General features: G+C 61.3%; 16 protein-coding genes. 2 read left to right on the forward strand and 14 right to left on the reverse strand.

Features of this window, described 5'->3' with window-relative positions:
- The 9 genes from C7450_RS26150 to C7450_RS26190 all read right to left on the reverse strand — a co-directional run bounded on the left by C7450_RS26150 (position 1) and on the right by C7450_RS26190 (position 9,192).
- Positions 1 to 786, reverse strand: coding sequence for an alpha/beta fold hydrolase (locus tag C7450_RS26150; RefSeq protein ID WP_110377408.1), 786 nt, complete (start codon positions 784 to 786; stop codon positions 1 to 3).
- Between the two features lie 2 nt (positions 787 to 788).
- Positions 789 to 1,676, reverse strand: a complete 888-nt coding sequence (locus C7450_RS26155) for an MBL fold metallo-hydrolase (protein WP_110377409.1) — start codon at positions 1,674 to 1,676, stop codon at positions 789 to 791.
- 14 nt (positions 1,677 to 1,690) lie between these two features.
- Entirely contained in the window at positions 1,691 to 2,617 is a 927-nt protein-coding gene (locus C7450_RS26160) for a beta-keto acid cleavage family enzyme (protein ID WP_110377410.1), read from the reverse strand.
- Positions 2,618 to 2,846: 229 nt separating this feature from the next.
- A complete protein-coding gene (locus C7450_RS26165) occupies positions 2,847 to 3,497 on the reverse strand; it encodes a glutathione S-transferase family protein (RefSeq protein WP_110377411.1) in 651 nt (216 codons plus the stop codon).
- A gap of 48 nt (positions 3,498 to 3,545) precedes the next feature.
- Positions 3,546 to 4,655: an ABC transporter ATP-binding protein gene (locus tag C7450_RS26170; protein WP_110377412.1), complete on the reverse strand. Its 1,110-nt coding sequence runs from the start codon at positions 4,653 to 4,655 to the stop codon at positions 3,546 to 3,548.
- Between the two features lie 2 nt (positions 4,656 to 4,657).
- Positions 4,658 to 6,409: an ABC transporter permease gene (locus C7450_RS26175; RefSeq protein WP_110377481.1), complete on the reverse strand. Its 1,752-nt coding sequence runs from the start codon at positions 6,407 to 6,409 to the stop codon at positions 4,658 to 4,660.
- Between the two features lie 57 nt (positions 6,410 to 6,466).
- Complete coding sequence (locus tag C7450_RS26180) at positions 6,467 to 7,507, reverse strand: ABC transporter substrate-binding protein (RefSeq protein ID WP_110377413.1); 1,041 nt, start codon at positions 7,505 to 7,507, stop codon at positions 6,467 to 6,469.
- Between the two features lie 90 nt (positions 7,508 to 7,597).
- Complete coding sequence (locus C7450_RS26185) at positions 7,598 to 8,077, reverse strand: carboxymuconolactone decarboxylase family protein (RefSeq protein ID WP_110377414.1); 480 nt, start codon at positions 8,075 to 8,077, stop codon at positions 7,598 to 7,600.
- A 299-nt stretch (positions 8,078 to 8,376) separates the two neighbouring features.
- Complete coding sequence (locus tag C7450_RS26190) at positions 8,377 to 9,192, reverse strand: N-acyl homoserine lactonase family protein (protein WP_110377482.1); 816 nt, start codon at positions 9,190 to 9,192, stop codon at positions 8,377 to 8,379.
- 208 nt (positions 9,193 to 9,400) lie between these two features.
- On the opposite strand from C7450_RS26190, the gene C7450_RS26195 reads away from it, so the two are divergent.
- Positions 9,401 to 10,375: an NAD(P)-binding domain-containing protein gene (locus C7450_RS26195; RefSeq protein ID WP_110377415.1), complete on the forward strand. Its 975-nt coding sequence runs from the start codon at positions 9,401 to 9,403 to the stop codon at positions 10,373 to 10,375.
- Positions 10,376 to 10,495: 120 nt separating this feature from the next.
- Here the strand turns inward: C7450_RS26195 and C7450_RS26200 are convergent, their stop codons facing one another.
- From C7450_RS26200 to C7450_RS26220, 5 genes are all read right to left on the reverse strand, one after another.
- A complete protein-coding gene (locus tag C7450_RS26200; protein ID WP_110377416.1) occupies positions 10,496 to 11,596 on the reverse strand; it encodes a mandelate racemase/muconate lactonizing enzyme family protein in 1,101 nt (366 codons plus the stop codon).
- A gap of 177 nt (positions 11,597 to 11,773) precedes the next feature.
- Positions 11,774 to 13,300, reverse strand: coding sequence for a tripartite tricarboxylate transporter permease (locus C7450_RS26205; RefSeq protein WP_110377417.1), 1,527 nt, complete (start codon positions 13,298 to 13,300; stop codon positions 11,774 to 11,776).
- On the reverse strand, positions 13,300 to 13,776 hold the full coding sequence (locus C7450_RS26210) for a tripartite tricarboxylate transporter TctB family protein (RefSeq protein ID WP_110377418.1): 477 nt from the start codon (positions 13,774 to 13,776) through the stop codon (positions 13,300 to 13,302). The genes C7450_RS26205 and C7450_RS26210 overlap by 1 nt, the downstream gene beginning before the upstream one ends.
- A 129-nt stretch (positions 13,777 to 13,905) precedes the next feature.
- Positions 13,906 to 14,847 (reverse strand): Bug family tripartite tricarboxylate transporter substrate binding protein, encoded by a 942-nt coding sequence (locus tag C7450_RS26215; RefSeq protein ID WP_170147443.1) that lies wholly within the window; start codon positions 14,845 to 14,847, stop codon positions 13,906 to 13,908.
- Between the two features lie 139 nt (positions 14,848 to 14,986).
- The gene (locus C7450_RS26220) at positions 14,987 to 16,042 is read right to left on the reverse strand and encodes a LacI family DNA-binding transcriptional regulator (protein ID WP_110377420.1); all 1,056 of its coding nucleotides are present in this window, start codon (positions 16,040 to 16,042) and stop codon (positions 14,987 to 14,989) included.
- 456 nt (positions 16,043 to 16,498) lie between these two features.
- Here C7450_RS26220 and C7450_RS26225 point away from each other — a divergent pair, with 456 nt between their 5' ends.
- Entirely contained in the window at positions 16,499 to 17,608 is a 1,110-nt protein-coding gene (locus C7450_RS26225) for an ABC transporter substrate-binding protein (protein ID WP_110377421.1), read from the forward strand.
- The last annotated feature ends 15 nt before the right edge of the window (positions 17,609 to 17,623 follow it).

Consider the following 17,623-nt stretch of genomic DNA (forward strand, 5'->3'; position numbering starts at 1 on the left):
TCAGGAGGTCGGGGAGAGAAAGTCCGTCAAGGCCGCAATGATCGCATCGGGCGTCTGCATCGGCATGAAATGCCCGGATTCGATCTCCATGTATCGCGCACCGGGCACGGCGTCAGCAATCGGCTTCACGACCTGCGGCGGGCGATCGCCGTCGTGGATGCCGGCCATCACCAGCATCGGGTGCCGCAGTTCGGGAAGCCGTCGGGTCATGTCGAGGCGTGCCAGCATACGTAACAGGCCAGCGATCCCATACGGGTTCGCCGCCAGGCGTTGACGCCGGATGCGATCGAACCGCGCGCGGTCCCCTCTGAGCGCCTCGGGGTAAGACGATGCCATGCGTGCATCCTGGGTGGGGCGTAGCCCTTCGCCCTCGAACGCGTCAGCGCGCGCCAGCACGGCAGCCTTTTTCTCGGGGGGAACCTGAAGCGCCGGCGACATCGCCACCACTTTATGCACGCGCGCGGGATGATCGAGCGCCAGGCCGATGGCCACTGCCGCGCCAGCGGCGCAACCCGCCACCGACACCCGGCGCAGGTCATAGGCGTCGAGGATGCCCAGAAGGTCATTCACCAACAGCGGGAGCGTGATGGGCGCGACGTTGAATTCCGAGAGTCCACAGCCGCGCATGTCGTAGCGCACCACCCTATGGGTTCGGGCAAGAGCGGGCACAACAGCATCGTAGGATTCCAGCGTGCCGCCGATCTCGTGCACGAGAACAAGTGGGGGGCCCTCGCCTTCCACGGCCACGCGCAGAATAGTACCGTTGGTTTCGATCCAATCTGCCATCGTCAAGCCGCCGGTTGAACAGGGACGGGATGGAAGGTGAAGCGTCCGTCGGAGCGGCCGATGCGTGCTGCGTGCGGAAACGCGAAGTGGCAGGGCATCACGAGAGCGCCCGAGCCGGCGACGGCCTCAAGAAAGCGCTGCCGCGTCTCCCGCGCATCTTCGGGCCGCATGCAGAACATCGTGTTGAGCGTCGGTTGATGGATCTGGATCGGGCTGTGGAAGATATCAGCGCAGAAGATCCCGGTCTCGCCGTCTGAGCTGAGAGTGAGCCGATACATGCCCGGCGTGTGGCCTGGGGCGGGAATCATGGTCAGGCCGGCGATTTCGCCATCGCCTCCAACCATTGTCACCCGGCCCGCATCGACCACGGGCAAGACACTGTCGCCGAATGCGCCAGCGCCCACGCTCGTGTCGCCGCCGTCATAGATGGCACGGAAGTGATCGTAGTCGGCCTGTGGCATGAAATATCGCGCCTTGCGGAATGTCGGCACGTTGGCACCATCCTCGACTATCGTGTTCCAGCCCACATGGTCGCCGTGCAGATGCGTGTTGATGACGTGCGTTACTTGATCGCGACCCGCGCCGGCCGCCTCAAGCCACTCCATTACCCGGTTGTTGAGGTTGTCCATCCGCGGCGCAGCCGGCCGCGACTTGAAGTTGCCGCAGCCGGTATCGATGACGATCACATTACCCCGCCATCGCACCACCCATATCTGGATGGCGATGACGAAACGATTGAGCGCGGGCACATACTGGTAGGGCCACTGTGAGGCCGCGGACGTCCAATCACCCTCCAGGTCGGGAAACACCCGCGCAGGATCGTGCGTCGGCCCCACATATTCGACGATGTTGAAGATGTCGGCCGAGCCGATCCGGCGATGATACATCATCGTTGGTGTCTTCCTTACTTCTTGGGAAGATCGAGGATCGTCCGCGCGTCTGCGATCGATATCGGCTTGATGTCGAACTCGCCGAGAATGCGTACGATCTTCTGGACCTGTTCGGCGTTTGATTTGAACAAGACGCCCTCGCGCTCGAGAAGGTTGTCTTCCTGGCCGATGCGGATATTGGTGCCCATGAGCGCCCCATAGGTGGCCGCGCGCATGTTCTGAGGGCCTGTTCCGTGGATGAACAGGATCATATCCTTGCCGAACAGACGCTCCGCCGTCTGCTTCATGTGCAGCAGATGCTCGACGCCCGAAGGGATACCACCCAGGATGCCGGTGAGGAACTGGACGATAATCGGGCGCTTCAGGTTCGGTTTGCGATTGAGATGGTAATCAAGAATATAGATGTGTCCGATGTCGTAGCACTCGAATTCGATCGCGATGTCGGCATCGGTGAAGATGTCGATCATCCTGTCAATTTTCGCATAAGTGTTGGCAGTCACGAGATTGTAGCTGTCGGGGCCGAACTTCTCGCGCTCCCAATCATATTTGAAATTTTCGACGCCCTGATCGATCGCCTTCTTGAACGAACCGTAGTTCATCGAGCCGACGACGATGGTGGCAACATCCGGCCGCATCGCCAAGGACGCTTCAGTGCGATTCTCGGCCGTCGACCCCATCGACGCCGACATGTTGATGATCGCGTCCGTCTTCTCCCTGATGGGATCGATGATGTCCTTCCAGACGGCGATGTCGTTGGTCGGGCGACCGTCCCGGGGATCGCGCGCATGCAGATGGATGATCGCGGCGCCCGCCTCGGCGGCCTCTATCGACTCGCGAGCGATGTCCTCCGGCTTGTAGGGCAGATAGGGCGACATCGACGGCGTGAGGCCCGACCCGGTGGTCGCGCATGTGATCATGACAGATTTGATAGGGGCGTTCATGTTCTGCCTTCCCAGTTGGAATTGTCCGGCCTCGCGTCCGTTGTGAGACCGTCCGTGCGTGGATGGAGTTTCAGCGGCCGACGACGACGCGCCAGCCGGCCTTGAGGAACATCATGCGAGACGCCTTGATCCTGTTGCTGTTCGTTTATGGACGTCCGGGTCCGTAAAGACGGATCCATCGGCGGGCGCTGCGGCCTTGCAAGCGACCCGGCGTGGAGGGAACGGAGGTTCAATAGACATCTTCATAGGCGGTCGCGACCATTGACGGGCGGAAGCGGATGGTTTCGTACCAGGCGGTCAGCCCCGGCCGGCCGGTCCGCCATTCGTCCGCGCCGAAGCGAAAATCACAGTGGGCAAGCGCACAGGCGAGCGCGATATGGCCGATATGGATAGGGCCATCCTCCTGCGCGATCCGTGCGTCCGCATGATCGCAGACGGCGGCGATCTTCGTTCGCGCAGCGCCATGCACCGCGTCCCACTGCTTGCCCTCGGGCCGGATATTCTCGAAAAGACGGAGGGTGAGAAGCTCCATCATGCCATCAGCCAGCGCCTGCATTCTCAGCGATTGCCAACGGTTTTTATCGAGCGGAAAAAGCCTGGGCTCATCCGCGATGGAGTCGAGATAGGCGCAGATCACGCGTGAATCGAAGAGCGCCTCTCCCTCCCGCGTGACCAAGGTGGGGATCTTGTTCAGCGGATTGGCGGCCATCAGGTCGTCGTCCAGACGAACGATGCCAACGGCCACGCGCTGCGTCGCAATCTGGCTCGTCAGGCCAAGTTCGTGGGCTGTCACCATCACCTTGCGTACGAAGGGTGATCGCGACGACCAGAAAAGCCGCATCGTAGGCTTTTCTTCCGCGTCTCCCTGCTGCTGAGCCATATTCACATCCTCTCAACGCAAACCCCGACCGTTTGATCTGTGCTCGCGCTAGAAAACCAGCGCGTCCTCCGCGGCGAAGCTGAGCGAGACGGTCATTCCTTCGGCGAATTGCTGATCGCGGTGCTCGAAGACCAGGCATCGCCACGCGGCTGCCTCGATGACGTAGCGGGTCATCGAACCGAGGAACCCGACCGATTGAATTTTGCCGGCCAGCCGGTTGCCGTTACCGTTGATAGCGGCCCCGTCGCCGTGCACCGTGATCGCTTCGGGCCGCACCGCGATCCTCACGGTCCCGCTGTCCGCGATCGGCCTGTCCGTGCGGCAGGCGATTGTGACGCCGTCGCCAACGCGCACCAGGAGATCGCGCCCTTCGCGGCCCGCGACTTGACCCTCGAACCAGTTGGTGGACCCGACGAAATCGGCAACGAACATGGTCGCAGGCGCACGGTAGATCTCGCGCGGTGAAGCGCATTGGACGACCCGGCCCGCCTCCATCACCGCGATTTTGTCAGACATCTCCAGCGCTTCGGTCTGATCGTGCGTCACGTAAATCGTGGTGATCCCGGTCTCGCGTTGCAGTCGCCGCAGTTCCGTGCACATCTCGTCGCGCAGCGACGCGTCGAGATTGGACAAGGGCTCGTCAAGCAGCAGGAGTTTGGGCTGACGCACAATCGCGCGCGCCAGTGCCACACGCTGCTGCTGGCCGCCCGACAATTGGGTCGCGGGGCGCGAGCCATATCCGGAAAGACTGACGGTATTCAGTGCCCGCTCGACCATCTCCTTGACTTCAGTGCTCGAAAACTTGCGATCCTTGGCGACGCGCAGCGGAAATGCAACGTTCTCGAATACGCTCATATGTGGCCAGATGGCGTAGGACTGGAACACCATGCCGAAATTGCGATGGTTGGCCGGCACGAACGTATGGCTCGCGTCGTCGAACAGGATTCGACCGTCCACGGAGATACGCCCGGCGTCAGGCATCTCAAGGCCCGCAAGACACCGCAACGTCGTCGTCTTCCCGCATCCCGAAGGACCAAGCAGGGTAAAGAAGGTCCCGGCCGGGAGATCGACGTCGATGTCGTTCACGCCGCCCTTCGGCCCCGTTCCCGCGGAGGCGTAAATCTTCGTCAGGCCTTCGATCTTCAGGGACGGTTTCATGATTACTTTCCGAATGTGGCGGCCGAGGCTTGCCGTGTGAGGGCATAGAAGCTGGCTGAGAGAACCGTCATGGCGGCTGCCCAAATGAGGCCCAGCGCGGCAACCTCGCCGCTTTGACCACTCGTCCAGAGCTCGAACATGGCCACCGGGATCGTTTGCGACTGGGCACCCGCCAGAAGAAGCGGCATGGACATTTCCTTCGTCGCGATCAGGAAGACGAAGATCCATCCCGAAGCGAGCGCTGGCACGAGGAGGGGTGCGACGACCTTGAAGAGCATCTCCCGCGTGTTTGCGCCCGACACGGCCGCCGCCTGTTCCAATTCTGTGTGGATCTGCAACACACCGGAGAACGAATACCGCATGCCGTAGGGTACATATCGGATGATGAAGCCCAGAATGATGATCCAGAGCGTGCCGTAGATCGGCACCGGCGCGCGTAGCGCGAGCTGGAGCATCGCTATGCCGAGCACCAGACCCGGAAAAACGAGAGGAACCGTGACAAGCTGGTCGATAATCCGCGCGCCGCGCTTGCGGCGGGCGACGACCCAGCCGGTGAGGAAGGTCAACGCAACCACAAGGGTGGCAACCGTTCCCGCGACAATGAGAGTATTGCCTGCCAGGCCCCAATAATAGCTATCGGTGAGGACCCTCTGATAGTTCTCCCAGGTGATGGCACGGAAGGCGGACGGGCGTATCGGCTGGACAAACGGAAGCACCGACATCCAGAAGATCGCCCCGAGGGGCAGCACCAATACGATGAAGAAGTTGAAGAGGATAATCCCGCCGCCGAGCCAGCGCAGGCGGCCAAGGCGGAAAGGACGCGGCCGGAACCCTTTGCCGGTGATCGAGGCAAACCGCTCCGCACGGTCCGACAGCTTGCCATAGTAGTGAAGCAGGATTGCGATCACCGCGACCATCACCATCGCATAGGCGCTGACAAAGCCGATATCGGGCGGCATGTGCTTCATCCCGCGGTAGATTTCGGTGGTCAGGACGCTGACGTTGCCGGGAATGCCCACGAGCGCCGGCACTTCAAAGGCCTCGAGATTGCGGATGAACACGAACAGCGCGAGCGCCACGATCGCAGGCCGCGCCAGCTGGAACGAAACCCGCAGGATCGTGTCGGCCACGGATGCACCCGACATCCGTGCCGCTTCCTCCATCTCGGCATTGGCCGCGCGAAACGTCGCCGACAAGAGCAGGAAGACGAGGGGCGACCAGAGAAAGCCCTCGACCAGGACCATGCCGGCCAGCGAGTTGACCTCGAAAAGGTTGGCCGGCGAGCCCGTGAGTTCAAACCAGGTGCGATTGAGTGGTCCGGCTTTACCGAGCAGGAACAGCCAGCCGGTGACGTAGAGGATATAGGGCGTTCCCATCGACACGACGGAGGTGAGGAACGCCAACGGCTTAAATCGGACATCGGTACGTTCCACCAACCACGCGAGGATGCCGCCGAAGATGAGCGAAATGACCGTTGACAGGGCTGCGAATAACACCGAGTTCACGGTGCTTCTGAACAGGGTGTTGCTCTGGATGAGCCCCACGTAATGCTGGAATGTAAATCCGCCTTCGCGAAAGCCCGCGTGGAATTCCGTAAAGCTTATCCGCAACAGAACCAGTAGCGGCGGCAGCACGAGGAGCGCCAGGACGACGACGAGGACGAAGGCCAAGACGTTGCCCTGGCCCAGCGGCTGCCCCAGCCACAGGCGGGGCCATGCGGAAACGCTCGCGTTACGGGTTTGGATATGGGTCATCATTCATCCGGTTGTGAGGTTCGACAGGCACACGCGGCGCCCCTTCCGGACTTCGTCCTACTCAAACAGTTCCCGGTAGATTTTGACCCAGCGCGGTCCCTCGACCATCATGCGGTCAGGCGCGATCCCCGAAAATGTGTAGTTCCCCTCAGGCTTTAGCGAAGGATTCTCGGCCGGGACGGCGGGGTGGGCGGGAATATAGCCGGCTCGCGCCTGAATGGTCTCGCCCTCCTCCGACATGATGAAGTCGAGGAGCAGCCTGGCGGCGTTGGGATGCGGGGCGTTTTTGATGAGCGAGAACGTACCCAGGTGCCCGCTCAACGGCTCGATCTTGATCCACTTGATCGGCGCGCCTTTGGCTTGGCTGATCGGAATGTGGTAGTTATAGACCGACAGGACAAGCGGCACTTCGCCCGCGACGGCCTTGTCGAGCACGACGCGCTGGTTGGAGGGCACGTTGATGATGTCCTGCTTCGCGAGCTTGCGCAGGTACTCCATACCCTTCTCTTCGCCCATGTGATCCAGGATCATGCCGATGAAACCCGGAGGACCGCCCGCGCTGGTGCTCGTGGTCCATGCCATGCGGCCTTTCCATTTTGGATCGAGCAAATCTTCGTAGGTCTTCGGGTAGTCCTTCTCCTGCACGAGGTCTGTATTCACCGCGATACCCGTCGGCTGCAGCGAGTGAGCGGTCCACAAGCCCTTGGGATCCTTGTAGGCGGCGGGATAGTCTGCGGCGGACGGAATCAGATAGGGCTCGACGAAGCCTGCGGCGTAGACTTGTTCGAACGCCGGAGGACCATCAAAAATGTCGCCCTGGACCTTCCCCGTCTTGCCTTCATTGATCATGCGGAGAGCCTGCTCCTGCCAGAGCGCGGACACGAACTCCACCTTGATGCCGTATTTGGCCTGGAACGCTTCCGCGAGGGGCCGCACGACCTGATTGACTACAAGGGCCGTATACCAGACGACTTTACCTTCCTTTTTTGCCGCGTCGATCAGTTCCTGCGAAGCAGCCTGTGCTGTTCCGTTGCAAGTGACGGCGATCATCCCCGTAATAGCCGTGGCCGCGAGCAGCGTCTTTATTTTGCTAATCATTTCGTTCCTCCCATCTGCACCGCTTTCTGGTCTGCCGTCCTTCTCAGGACCGCCACCGGGGCGCTTTGCTATGATCTTATTGAAACGCGGCTATCTTTCGCGCGGGTCATCGGCGAGGCCTTCGCGCTGTTCGGTTTCGCTGCCGCCGTCGTTCGAAGGCTGTGTGTCCGCCGTCACGGCACCCATTTCGATCAGTACGGCGTTAGCGGTCTTGAATGCGTCGAGACCGGCGGGAATTCCGCAGTATATCGTCGCATGGATCAAGACCTCACGTATTTCCTCAGCCGTCACACCGTTGTTGATGGCGCCGCGCACGTGAAGACGAATTTCGGCCGAACGGTTGAGAGCCGTGAGCATCGCGATATTCAGCATGCTCCGCGTCTTCAGATCGAGGGTGTTGCGCCCCCATGCATAGCCCCAGCACCATTCGGTCGTTATGCGCTGAAAAGCCATCATAAAATCATTTGCGGAGGCAAGCGAGCCGTCAACGTATTCCTTACCGAGCACTTGGCGTCTGAGAGAAAGGCCGCGACTGAAAAGGCTATCGAGGCTTTCTGATGTTGGGCTCATGGCTTGTTCTTTCAACTGATTACGCAATCCTGAAGTCCTTCAGAAAGCAGCGCTGCCGGTGATTTTACCTTCCCCGCGCGCGGCCTGTCGAAGCGCGATGGTGAGGCCGAAAGGCAGGGCCCATGACCTGTATGGCGTCATCACGTTGCCCCTTGCCTGTACCGAATCGGCATGTCCGCGGGCCGCTTGCCAGTCTCCCGTTCCGCGTCGCCCCTGGGTCAGGCGCTCCACAGGCATGCGAGATCCCGAGTCAGATCAGACTTACAGATTGTATGATCGTCCGTCAATCCGATAATCGTTCATTCATGGAGCGGTGCGACGTCGATCCTAACGATGTCTCGGCAGGCTGGCGTCAAAGCCGGCCATCTGCGGAGCACATCTGGGTCGTGACCGGGTATGAGGAGACTTTCATCGAACCCGGCGAGTTGCTCGCACATCCGATGCCCCTCGAGCATGTCGCCAATGTGGAGCACGATCGGGAACGGCTCGCGTCGCAGCCTGTTTTGCGAGAAATGGAATGCATCGGACGCGAGGACGAGCGGCCCGCGCAGTGTCTCGACCCGCACGACCTGCAGTCCATCAGAGTGGCCGCCAATCCGGTGCAAGGTGATGCCTGGAAGCAGCGTCGCGTCCCCGTTGTGAAACCGCATGCGGCCGCCGTAGACAAGCCGCACAGCGGCGGTCACGTCGTCGACATCAAATGGGGCGCGGATATGCGCATGGCACACATATTTCCCCGTCGCGAATGACATCTCCCGCTCCTGAAGATGAAACGTGGCGGAAGGAAATGCGTCGAGACGGCCGGCGTGATCGTAATGCATATGGGTCAGCACGACGTCCTGAACCGTCTCCGCCTCGATCCCGGCAATACGAAGGAGGTCGACCGGATCGTGCAGAAGCTGTCGACCTCTCCGGGCAGCAGCTTCAACACCAAACCCTGTGTCAACAACGACGGTTCGGCCGGCGCCGCGGATTGCCCAGATATAGTAGTCCAATGGCATCGACATGTCGTGGAGATCAGCAGGCGGAGCGATGAAATTCTCGGCGCCGCGCCGTTGCGGGCCGGTGGTTGCGTAACGGAACGCGAAAACCTCGTAGTGAAGGGTCTCGGCCATCGAATCCATGCTCGCCCCTGCTTTGATCAACCACGTCCATATCACCGGCAGGAAGAGCCGGAAGATTGTCTGACTATCGTGTTGTATGTTAAAAAATAGCTTGCTACTAGTCGCATGTGCTTGTGCGAAGGGCTCGATCGAATCTTCCTGCGACATGACCCGCGTCGAACAAGCGCCTTCACCGTAAAGCTCATTTCGGGGCAACGACATGCAGGGTGCCAGGCGGCGACCGGCGCTTGAGAACGAGGATAAGAATTTGTCTGAGCAGACCCTCAAACCAACTGTCGGGTTTATTGGGCTTGGCGCTATGGGCTCCGCGATGGTGAAACGCATCGCAGAGGGCGGCTACAGGCTCAAAGTGCTGGATGTGGATACCGAGCGCGCAGGTCGTCTCGCGCGGGAGCTCGGCGCCTCTCTCGCGGCCACCCCCGCCGATCTGGCGCAGGATTGCGCCGTGGTCATCACCATGCTGCCGACAAGCGCGATCGTGGAAGACGTGCTGTTCGGAACAAACGGCGCAGGCGATGCCCTGCAGCCAGGCGCAATATTCATCGAAATGTCGAGCGGCGCACCCGCTCAGACTGTCGAGATGGCCACGCGCATCACCAAACGGGGCGCGACCTTGGCGGATGCGCCCGTATCTGGCGGCGTCGCGCGTGCGCGGGTCGGCGATCTCGCGATCATGTTCGGCGGCAGTGATGAAGCTTACGCCCAAGCTGAGCCCGTTCTCAGAACCATGGGGAGTTCGATCGTGCGGACCGGAGCTATCGGCTCGGCGCATGCTATGAAAGCTCTCAATAATCTGGTGAGCGCAGGGGGATTCTTGATTGGCGCCGAGGCCTTGCTCATCGGCACGCGGTTCGGTCTCGATGCGGAAACGATGGTCGACGTCTTGAATGCTTCCACGGGAATGAACAATTCAACCCAGAAGAAGTTCAAGCAATTCGTGCTTTCGCGAAAGTTCGATGCCGGTTTCGGACTCGACCTCATGGTCAAGGACATCGGAATTGCACTCGGAATTGCAGACAAGACGGAGACCGGCGCTCCTTTTGCAGCGTTGTGCCGTCAGTTGTGGAGCGGAGCCCAGAAGCACCTTGGCCCCGGTCATGATCACACGGAGATGGTGAAGTTCTCGGAGCTGCTTGCCGGCAGTCCAATAACCCCTGCGGCCGGAGGCAAATGAGACAGAAATACTGCTCGTTGTGAGCCACCCAGCTCGGTTTGCCCTGAAGGGTGCAAAGCTTTACGCAAGGCCTCGCCCCCCGCTCGCTTTGGTCTCCCATTCGACCGTTGCAACAAAACCTCAGGCGCCGATCGAACAGTCCTGAGAGATGATCTTGGCCCAGTCGACGAGGGTGTCGAGGTCGAGCGTTCCCGGCAATTCGATCCGACCACCTGTGACGGTGAGCGGGACAGCGAGCACCTGTTCCGTCATCATCATGTAGAAACTCTGTTCGGCTGGTGTCAGCGTGCGGGCGAGCCTGGTCGCGAAATGCAGGCTGATGAGCGATCCGAGCGCGCTCTCCGCATACATTCCCACGCAGACCTCGACATTGGCGGCCTGGGCCATCTCCGCGATCGCGATGGCCTCGGCGAACCCGATCCGGCCCGGCTTGATGCTGATGGCCGTCGCACCCCGGTTGATGAAAGCGGCGGCGTCCCGCGCCGTCACACAGGAGGAATCGACGAGGAGCGGCAGCGCACTATCCGCGACGAGCCGGGAAAAGGTCTCGTCGGGACGGAAAGGTATCGGGTCTTCTGCGATCGCCACTCCTTCGTCCGCGAGCAAGCTGAGATATTCGCGAACGTCATCCACCCCATAGGCGCCATTGGCGTCGACCGTCAGGGTCACCTCGTCGCCGACAGCGCGGCGCACGGCCCGCAGAACCGCGCGGTCGGTTTCGAAGCCCTGTCCGCCCTTCACCTTTAAGGTCGAGAAGCCGTGTCGCGCGGTCATCGCAGCCGCTTCTTCGGCCATGGCTGCGGGCGGCTGGCGGGTCACGCACCAGCTCACCTCGACGCCAGTCACTCCGCTTCCGGCCGGTTGCCACGGCCATTCTTCCCGACTTGCGGCGGCAAGAACCGCACAGGCGTTGACGACGAGCATCTTCGCCAGCTGGTTGTCGGGATAGATGGCGAGCGCTTCACGGACGGCGCCGAGATCGGAGACATCGACCGCGGCGAGCGAAGGAAGCAGGAGGTCTTCCACCAGGGCGATCAACGCACGCGATGAGAGACCGCCCCAGGTTGCCTTCACCGGCGCCTCGGCAACGCCGCGAGCTCCGCTCTCCCCAGTGATGCGAAGAAGGACGAATTCGCCCTCATCTTCGACGGAGTTGAACCACCTGACCGGACGCAGGTAAGGCAAGCGGTAGCGATGGAGTTCGTGAGCAACGATGCGCATGTGCGCCCCTCCTGGAGCAATTCCAGCGGAAGTGTGTAGCGGTTCCGCGTCCGGAATTGCGTAAAATCAAGGAGATAAAGCATTTTCAAGCGAAGTGGACACCGGTTCGCGTGAAGAAAATGCGTAGAAATAACGACCTGGAGCACATCTGGTGAACCGAAGTTCACCGAATATGCGCTAAGTCGTGGCGCGACGCCGAAGCCGCCCGCGCAGGTGCAGCAAGGCCGGGGCGGCAACTACGGCTATGCTGACGAACAACAGCGTCAGGCTGATCGGGCGATCGACAAAGGCCGTGAAATCGCCGCCAGAGAAGATCAGCGTGCGACGAAACTGAACTTCCATCATCGGCCCAAGGACATAGCCGAGTATAAGCGGCGCTGCCGGCAGCCCGAGGAGGCGCATGCAGTAGCCCAGAACTGCGAAGCCGGCCACTGTCCAGAGGTCGAAGACGGCATTGTTCACCGAGAATGCGCCGATGCAGACGAAGAACAGAATCGAGGGATAAAGCAGGCGATAGGGAATGGACAGCACCCGCACCCAAACCCCGATCAGCGGGATGTTGAGGATGAGCAAAAGGATATTGCCCACCCAGAAACTCATGACCAGTCCCCAGAACATGTCCGGGCGCTCGCTGAGCATGGTCGGACCGGGATTGACGCCGTGGATCAAAAGGATCCCCAGGATCAGGGCAAGCGCCGGGCTACCTGGAATCCCCAGCGTGAGCGTGGGGATGAAGGCGGTCTGATCCGCCGCGTTATTCGCCGCCTCGGGGGCGATGACGCCTTCCAGGGCGCCCTTGCCAAACCGTTCCGGCTCACGCGAGACGCGCCGCTCCACCGCGTAGGACATGAAGGAGGCGATCATGCTGCCCGTGCCGGGCAAGGCGCCGATGAAAGAGCCGATGCCGGCGCCACGCAGCGATGGCATCCAGAGCCTTGCGACATCGTCGCGCGTCGGCATCATCGTCTTCAAGGTGATCGACCGGCTGTCCACCGGTTCAGGCCGCGCGCCGCGTATGGTGGCAACGATCTCGGTCACCCCGAACACGCCCATGGCGATGCCGAGCAGTCCCAATCCGTCCCGCAGTTCGACGATGCCGAAGACGTAGCGGAGTTGCCCGGAATTCAGGTCAGTACCGACGAGGCCGAGCGCGATGCCGAAGAAAACCATCGCGACGCCCTTAAGCGGCGATCCGCCGGACACGGTCGAGGCCGCAAGCAGACCGAGCAGGATCAGCATGAAGTATTCGGCTGGTCCAAAATCCAGCGCGTGCTCTGCGATCACCGGGGCAAAGAACATCATGATGATGATGCCGACGCTCGCCCCGATGAAGCTCGACACTGCAGTCATCGACAGGGCCACCCCGGCCCGCCCCTGCTGGGCCATCGGATGGCCGTCGAGGCACGCGACCGCGTTGGCCGGGGTGCCAGGGACGTTGAGAAGGATTGACGAAATGGAGCCGCCATACGCGGTTCCGTAGTAAATTCCCCCCAGCATGATGATCGCCGCTGTCGCCGGTAGATGGAAGGTCACCGGAAACAGCATCGACATGGCGATGAGAACGCCGATACCCGGAAGCGCGCCGAGGAATGTGCCCAGCGTGACCCCGAGCGCACAGTAAGCAAGGTTCTCGAGGGTCAACGCCGTCGCGAGGCCGACGGCGAGATTGGACGAGAGTTCGCTGAAGAAGCTCGCGGGTTCCATCAGAGCGGCCACGCGAGAAGCTTGATGGGCAGGCCGAGCATCACGATAAAGATCGCCCATCCCATCACGGCGAGCCCGGCTGCCAGAGCGAGCATCTTCGGCAGCGGGAGTTCCCGGGAGGCGAAGGACGATACGAGGACGAGGCCCACGACGGCGGGAGCCATCCCGAACCGCCGCACCAAGAGCGCGAAGACGGCAATCGACAGGACGACGATCACAAGGGTTCGCCAATCCGCTCTTTCGGGCTCTGGGCCTTCGGAGGCGGCCGAACGCTGCCAGGTGCGAAGGACCGTCGTCAGGAGAAGGGCCGTGCCGAGGGCGACGACCGTCGCGCCGACAACCAGGGGGAACATGCCCGGCCCCATCTGCGCGAAGGACCCCAACTTGAAATTAGTCGCCGCGTAGCCGGCGAAGGACGCCCCGAAAACGACGAGGGCCCCGCCTGCGACGAGATCTCGTCCGTGTTGGGTTTGCATGCAAAGTCTCCAGCTGACAAATCGCGCAGTGGATCCGCACCGTCGCCCGGCACGGACAACGGATCGCAGCCAATCCGCCCGCAAGGTCGAAGAAATGACAATCGATAGTCAGTGCCGGCTTGGCCCGCGTCACTTTCCAAGGCGTGCTTTCCAAACGGCAGCCTGCTCCATGACATCCTTGGTCGATCCCTCAGGACCGAGGTTCCTGGCCGTCACGAAGATGCTTTCGCCGTATTTCCGCACGGCGTCGGAGTTCACGGCATTGTCGATGGCCTTGGCCAGCGTCGCCTTGACGTCGGCGGGCAGCCCTTTCGGCGCGTTGAAGAGAAAATAGTTCCGCAGCGGCAGGACGGCGCCCTGCTCGTCGACGGTCTTCGCGTTGGCCGCGTAACTGCCCCGCTCATCCATGAAATGCGCCAGCACTTTCATCCGGCCGTCGAGCACGAAGGGAACGTGGACCCCCCCGGAGATCGTGAAGTCCGCGTGCCGTCCGGCGACGAGCTGGAGCGATTCGCCGGAGCCGGACGTCTGAGCCGCGACGAACTTGATTCCGATCTCCTTGGCGAGTTGCTCCATGGCCAGCGTCAACTGAGCCGAGGTCGATGAAAACTTCGCGGGACCCTTTGCCTTGGAGTATTCGGCCAGTCCTTTCAAGTCGTCGAACGGTGCCTTGCTTCCCGCTACGATCGCATAGGGAATGACGCTCAGCGTGCCCATGAAATCGACACTGTCCGGCTGCAACTCGCCCGAAGCGTCCGGCATGAATGGCTCGACTGCAAACATCGAGGTTGACGAGAGGCCGAGCGTCTGCCCGTCGGGCTTGGCGTTGGCGACCGCGATCTGCCCGATAAGGCCGCCGGCACCCGGCCGGTTTTCCACCAGGACAGTCCATCCGGTCTGCTTCTGCATCTCCGTCGCGAAGACGCGCCCGAAGATATCCGTCGAGCCGCCGGCCCCGAAGGGTACGATGATGGTGATCGGGCCGGAAGGCTGCCAATCCGCCCTCGACGCCCCGGACAGTGTTGCCGCCATCGTTACGGCAGCCGCGAACAGCATCGCCCTGAAGGTCATGGTCATTCCTCCCCTGTTGTTTTGAATTATCAGTCGGCCCGGTCCCCGACCGGGCTCCTGGATCGAACGAAACTAACACAGATATGAACCGGTTCAATAATGCAAGGAGGAAAAATTTCGCCTCTCGAACATGCGGCGGCTAACCGGTGAAGCCGGCCACCGAGCTTCGGAAATTTATCTTCCCTTCGCAGCGGATCACCACCGGCTCTTCCCTGGAGCCTTCGATGCGGGCCATGAGGCGATCCCAGGCGATGCGCCCAATCTCGCGCGTCGGCTGCTCGACGGCGGAGATCTGCGGATTCGTCAGGAGCGCCCATTCCGGCTCTTCAAGGATCATCACGGACAGGTCGTCGGGACACCGCATGCCGAGCCGGTGCATGGCCATCACGATCCAGCGGCCGATGGTGCTGTTCGATGCGATCATCACGCTCGGCGCGTCGCGGCGGCGCACATGACCGGCGAAGATATCGATGAAGCGCTCCTGATCGTGCCCGGTCTCCAGCATGCTCCAACTCGCGCTGCCGCCTGCGTCGGCCGCGGCTCTGGCCAGTGCGTCTGCACGCTGGCGGGTGACCGACAAGGTCGGGTATTGGATAGCGAGCGAAATTCTCTTGTGCCCCCAAGCATAGAGTTGGCGACTCGCATTATAGATCGACTTCTGGTGATCGATCGTAACCTGGTCGAAGCGCTTCTCGTCCGGCACCTGGCGGTTGATGATGACGGTCGGCAGCTTGGCCGCATGCAGATGATCGAGTACCCGCTTCGGATCGAGCGCGGGGACGATGATGATGCCCGCGACGCGATAGGCGATCAGTCGCTTGATGCGCGCCAGTTCCCGGGCCTCATCGTATCGGCTCAGCGCCTGGACGAGTTCGTAGTCCGCCGCTACAGCCCTTTCATCAAGCGTGTCGGCAAGCGCTGCCAAATTGGCAAAGGTCGTGTGGGGCACGCACAGGCCGACGAGCGGATTGCTTTGCGCCCTCATGCCCTTGGCGAGAATGCTGCCGCTGAAGCCGAGCGTCTCGATCGCTTTCAAAACCCGCTCGCGCCGGGCTGCTGATACCGTAAAACGTTGGTTGATGACGTTGGAGACCGTCCCCACCGAAACTCCGGCCATTTCCGCGACGTCATTGATCGTCGGCGGCTTGGCCCGGCCGTCAATTCTTGGCTTTGGCGCGGAGTCGTTGTCTCGCAAGGGTCTCGATCTCTCGGCGTCCGCAAACTCGGACCTTCGGTCTGTAGTGCTATGAACCCTTTCATGTCAATAACTGCGCGGTGTTGGGGCGGTTGGCCGAGGCGAATGCAGCCAGCGCACCCGCGCAACCGAACCGGAATTAACCGTCCGGTCGACGGCCGTCGCTTTGGTATTCCCACGCGCGCGAACAGCAAGAAAAAATTATGAACCGCTTCATTGACACCGTGCGGCGATCGAATATGGTTCTGCCCCATCGAAGGAACGTCGCCTCGATTGCATGACGCCCCAACGGGTGGAATTCCAATCATTGGAGTGACGACTGGATGTGCACGATTACCGGGCCCACTCCTCTGGTCGGGTCGTGAACGCCATCATCAAGACTGACCGCCCAAAAATTCAGTTGAAACTTGCAACAATAATGAACCGGTTCATAAAGAGAGGAACGCAATCGTGAGAATGGGGCTTTTCAGCAAGGCCGTCATGCTGTTGACGGCCCTCGCAAGCGCGCCATCGGCATTCGCGCAGCCCAAGGAACTGCTCATCGGCGCGCTGCTGCCTTTGACGGGGCCAGCGGCGCCGATCGGCATCGAGGAACGAAACGGCGTTCAGTTCGCGGTCGACGAGGTGAATGCGGCGGGTGGCGCGGCGGGCGTTCCCGTGCGGGTGATTTTCGACGACAGCCAGGGCAAACCCGACCAGGCGGTCCTGTCGTTCAATCGCATGCTGGACCTGCATAGTGTCCCGGTTATCATCACGGCCTATTCATCAATTTCTCTCGCGATCGCGCCGCTCGCCACCCGCCGCGAGGTCCTGGTGGTGAACCCCGCCGCCCAGACCAACAAGCTCGAAAAGGCCTCCCCGTTCCTCATCAACACCATACCTCTGGTCAACGCCGAAGCCCGCGTTCTCGCGCGATACGCGGTCGATAAGATCGGCAAGAAGGCCGCGATCATCTATGAGAACGCTGCGGCGGGCATCGATGGGGCGACAGATTTCCGCAAGTATTTCGAGGCCGTCGGCGGGCAAATCATCGCCGAAGAGCCTGTCGAGTTCGGCCAGACGAACTATCGCGCCACACTCCTCAAGATCGCCGCAGCCAAGCCCGATTTCGTCTATATCGCGATAACGCAGAGCCAGGCGGCGATGGCTGACCAGATCGGCCAGGTTGCGAATTTTCCTGTGGGCATCGGCAATACGTTTTCGAGCCCTTTCTTCGGGTTCAAGTCAACGGAGGGATGGTACCAGACGGGCATCCAGTCGGGTCAGCTCGAACCGGCCAAGGTCTCTTCCTTCAAGGAGAAGCTCAAGGTCGAGGAGATGGGCTTTTTCGCCCGTGAATATTATAACGCGACGAAGATCATTCTGAAGGCCGCCGAGGCGCTGATCGCATCAGGCCGCCCGGTTACCGGCGCCGCACTGCGCGACAAGATCCAGGAGATCAAGACGTTCAGTTCCCCTGTCGCGACGATCACGTTCGAGGACAACAACGCGTCCCGTCCCGTCGAAATTCTCCAGTATCGGGGCGACAAGCGCGTTTTGCTTGAAGCCGTGAACCCTACGCGATAGTCGGCGCTGGATCCT

It is taken from the genome of Chelatococcus asaccharovorans (genome assembly GCF_003201475.1).
In the GTDB taxonomy this organism is placed as follows: Bacteria; Pseudomonadota; Alphaproteobacteria; order Rhizobiales; family Beijerinckiaceae; genus Chelatococcus; species Chelatococcus asaccharovorans.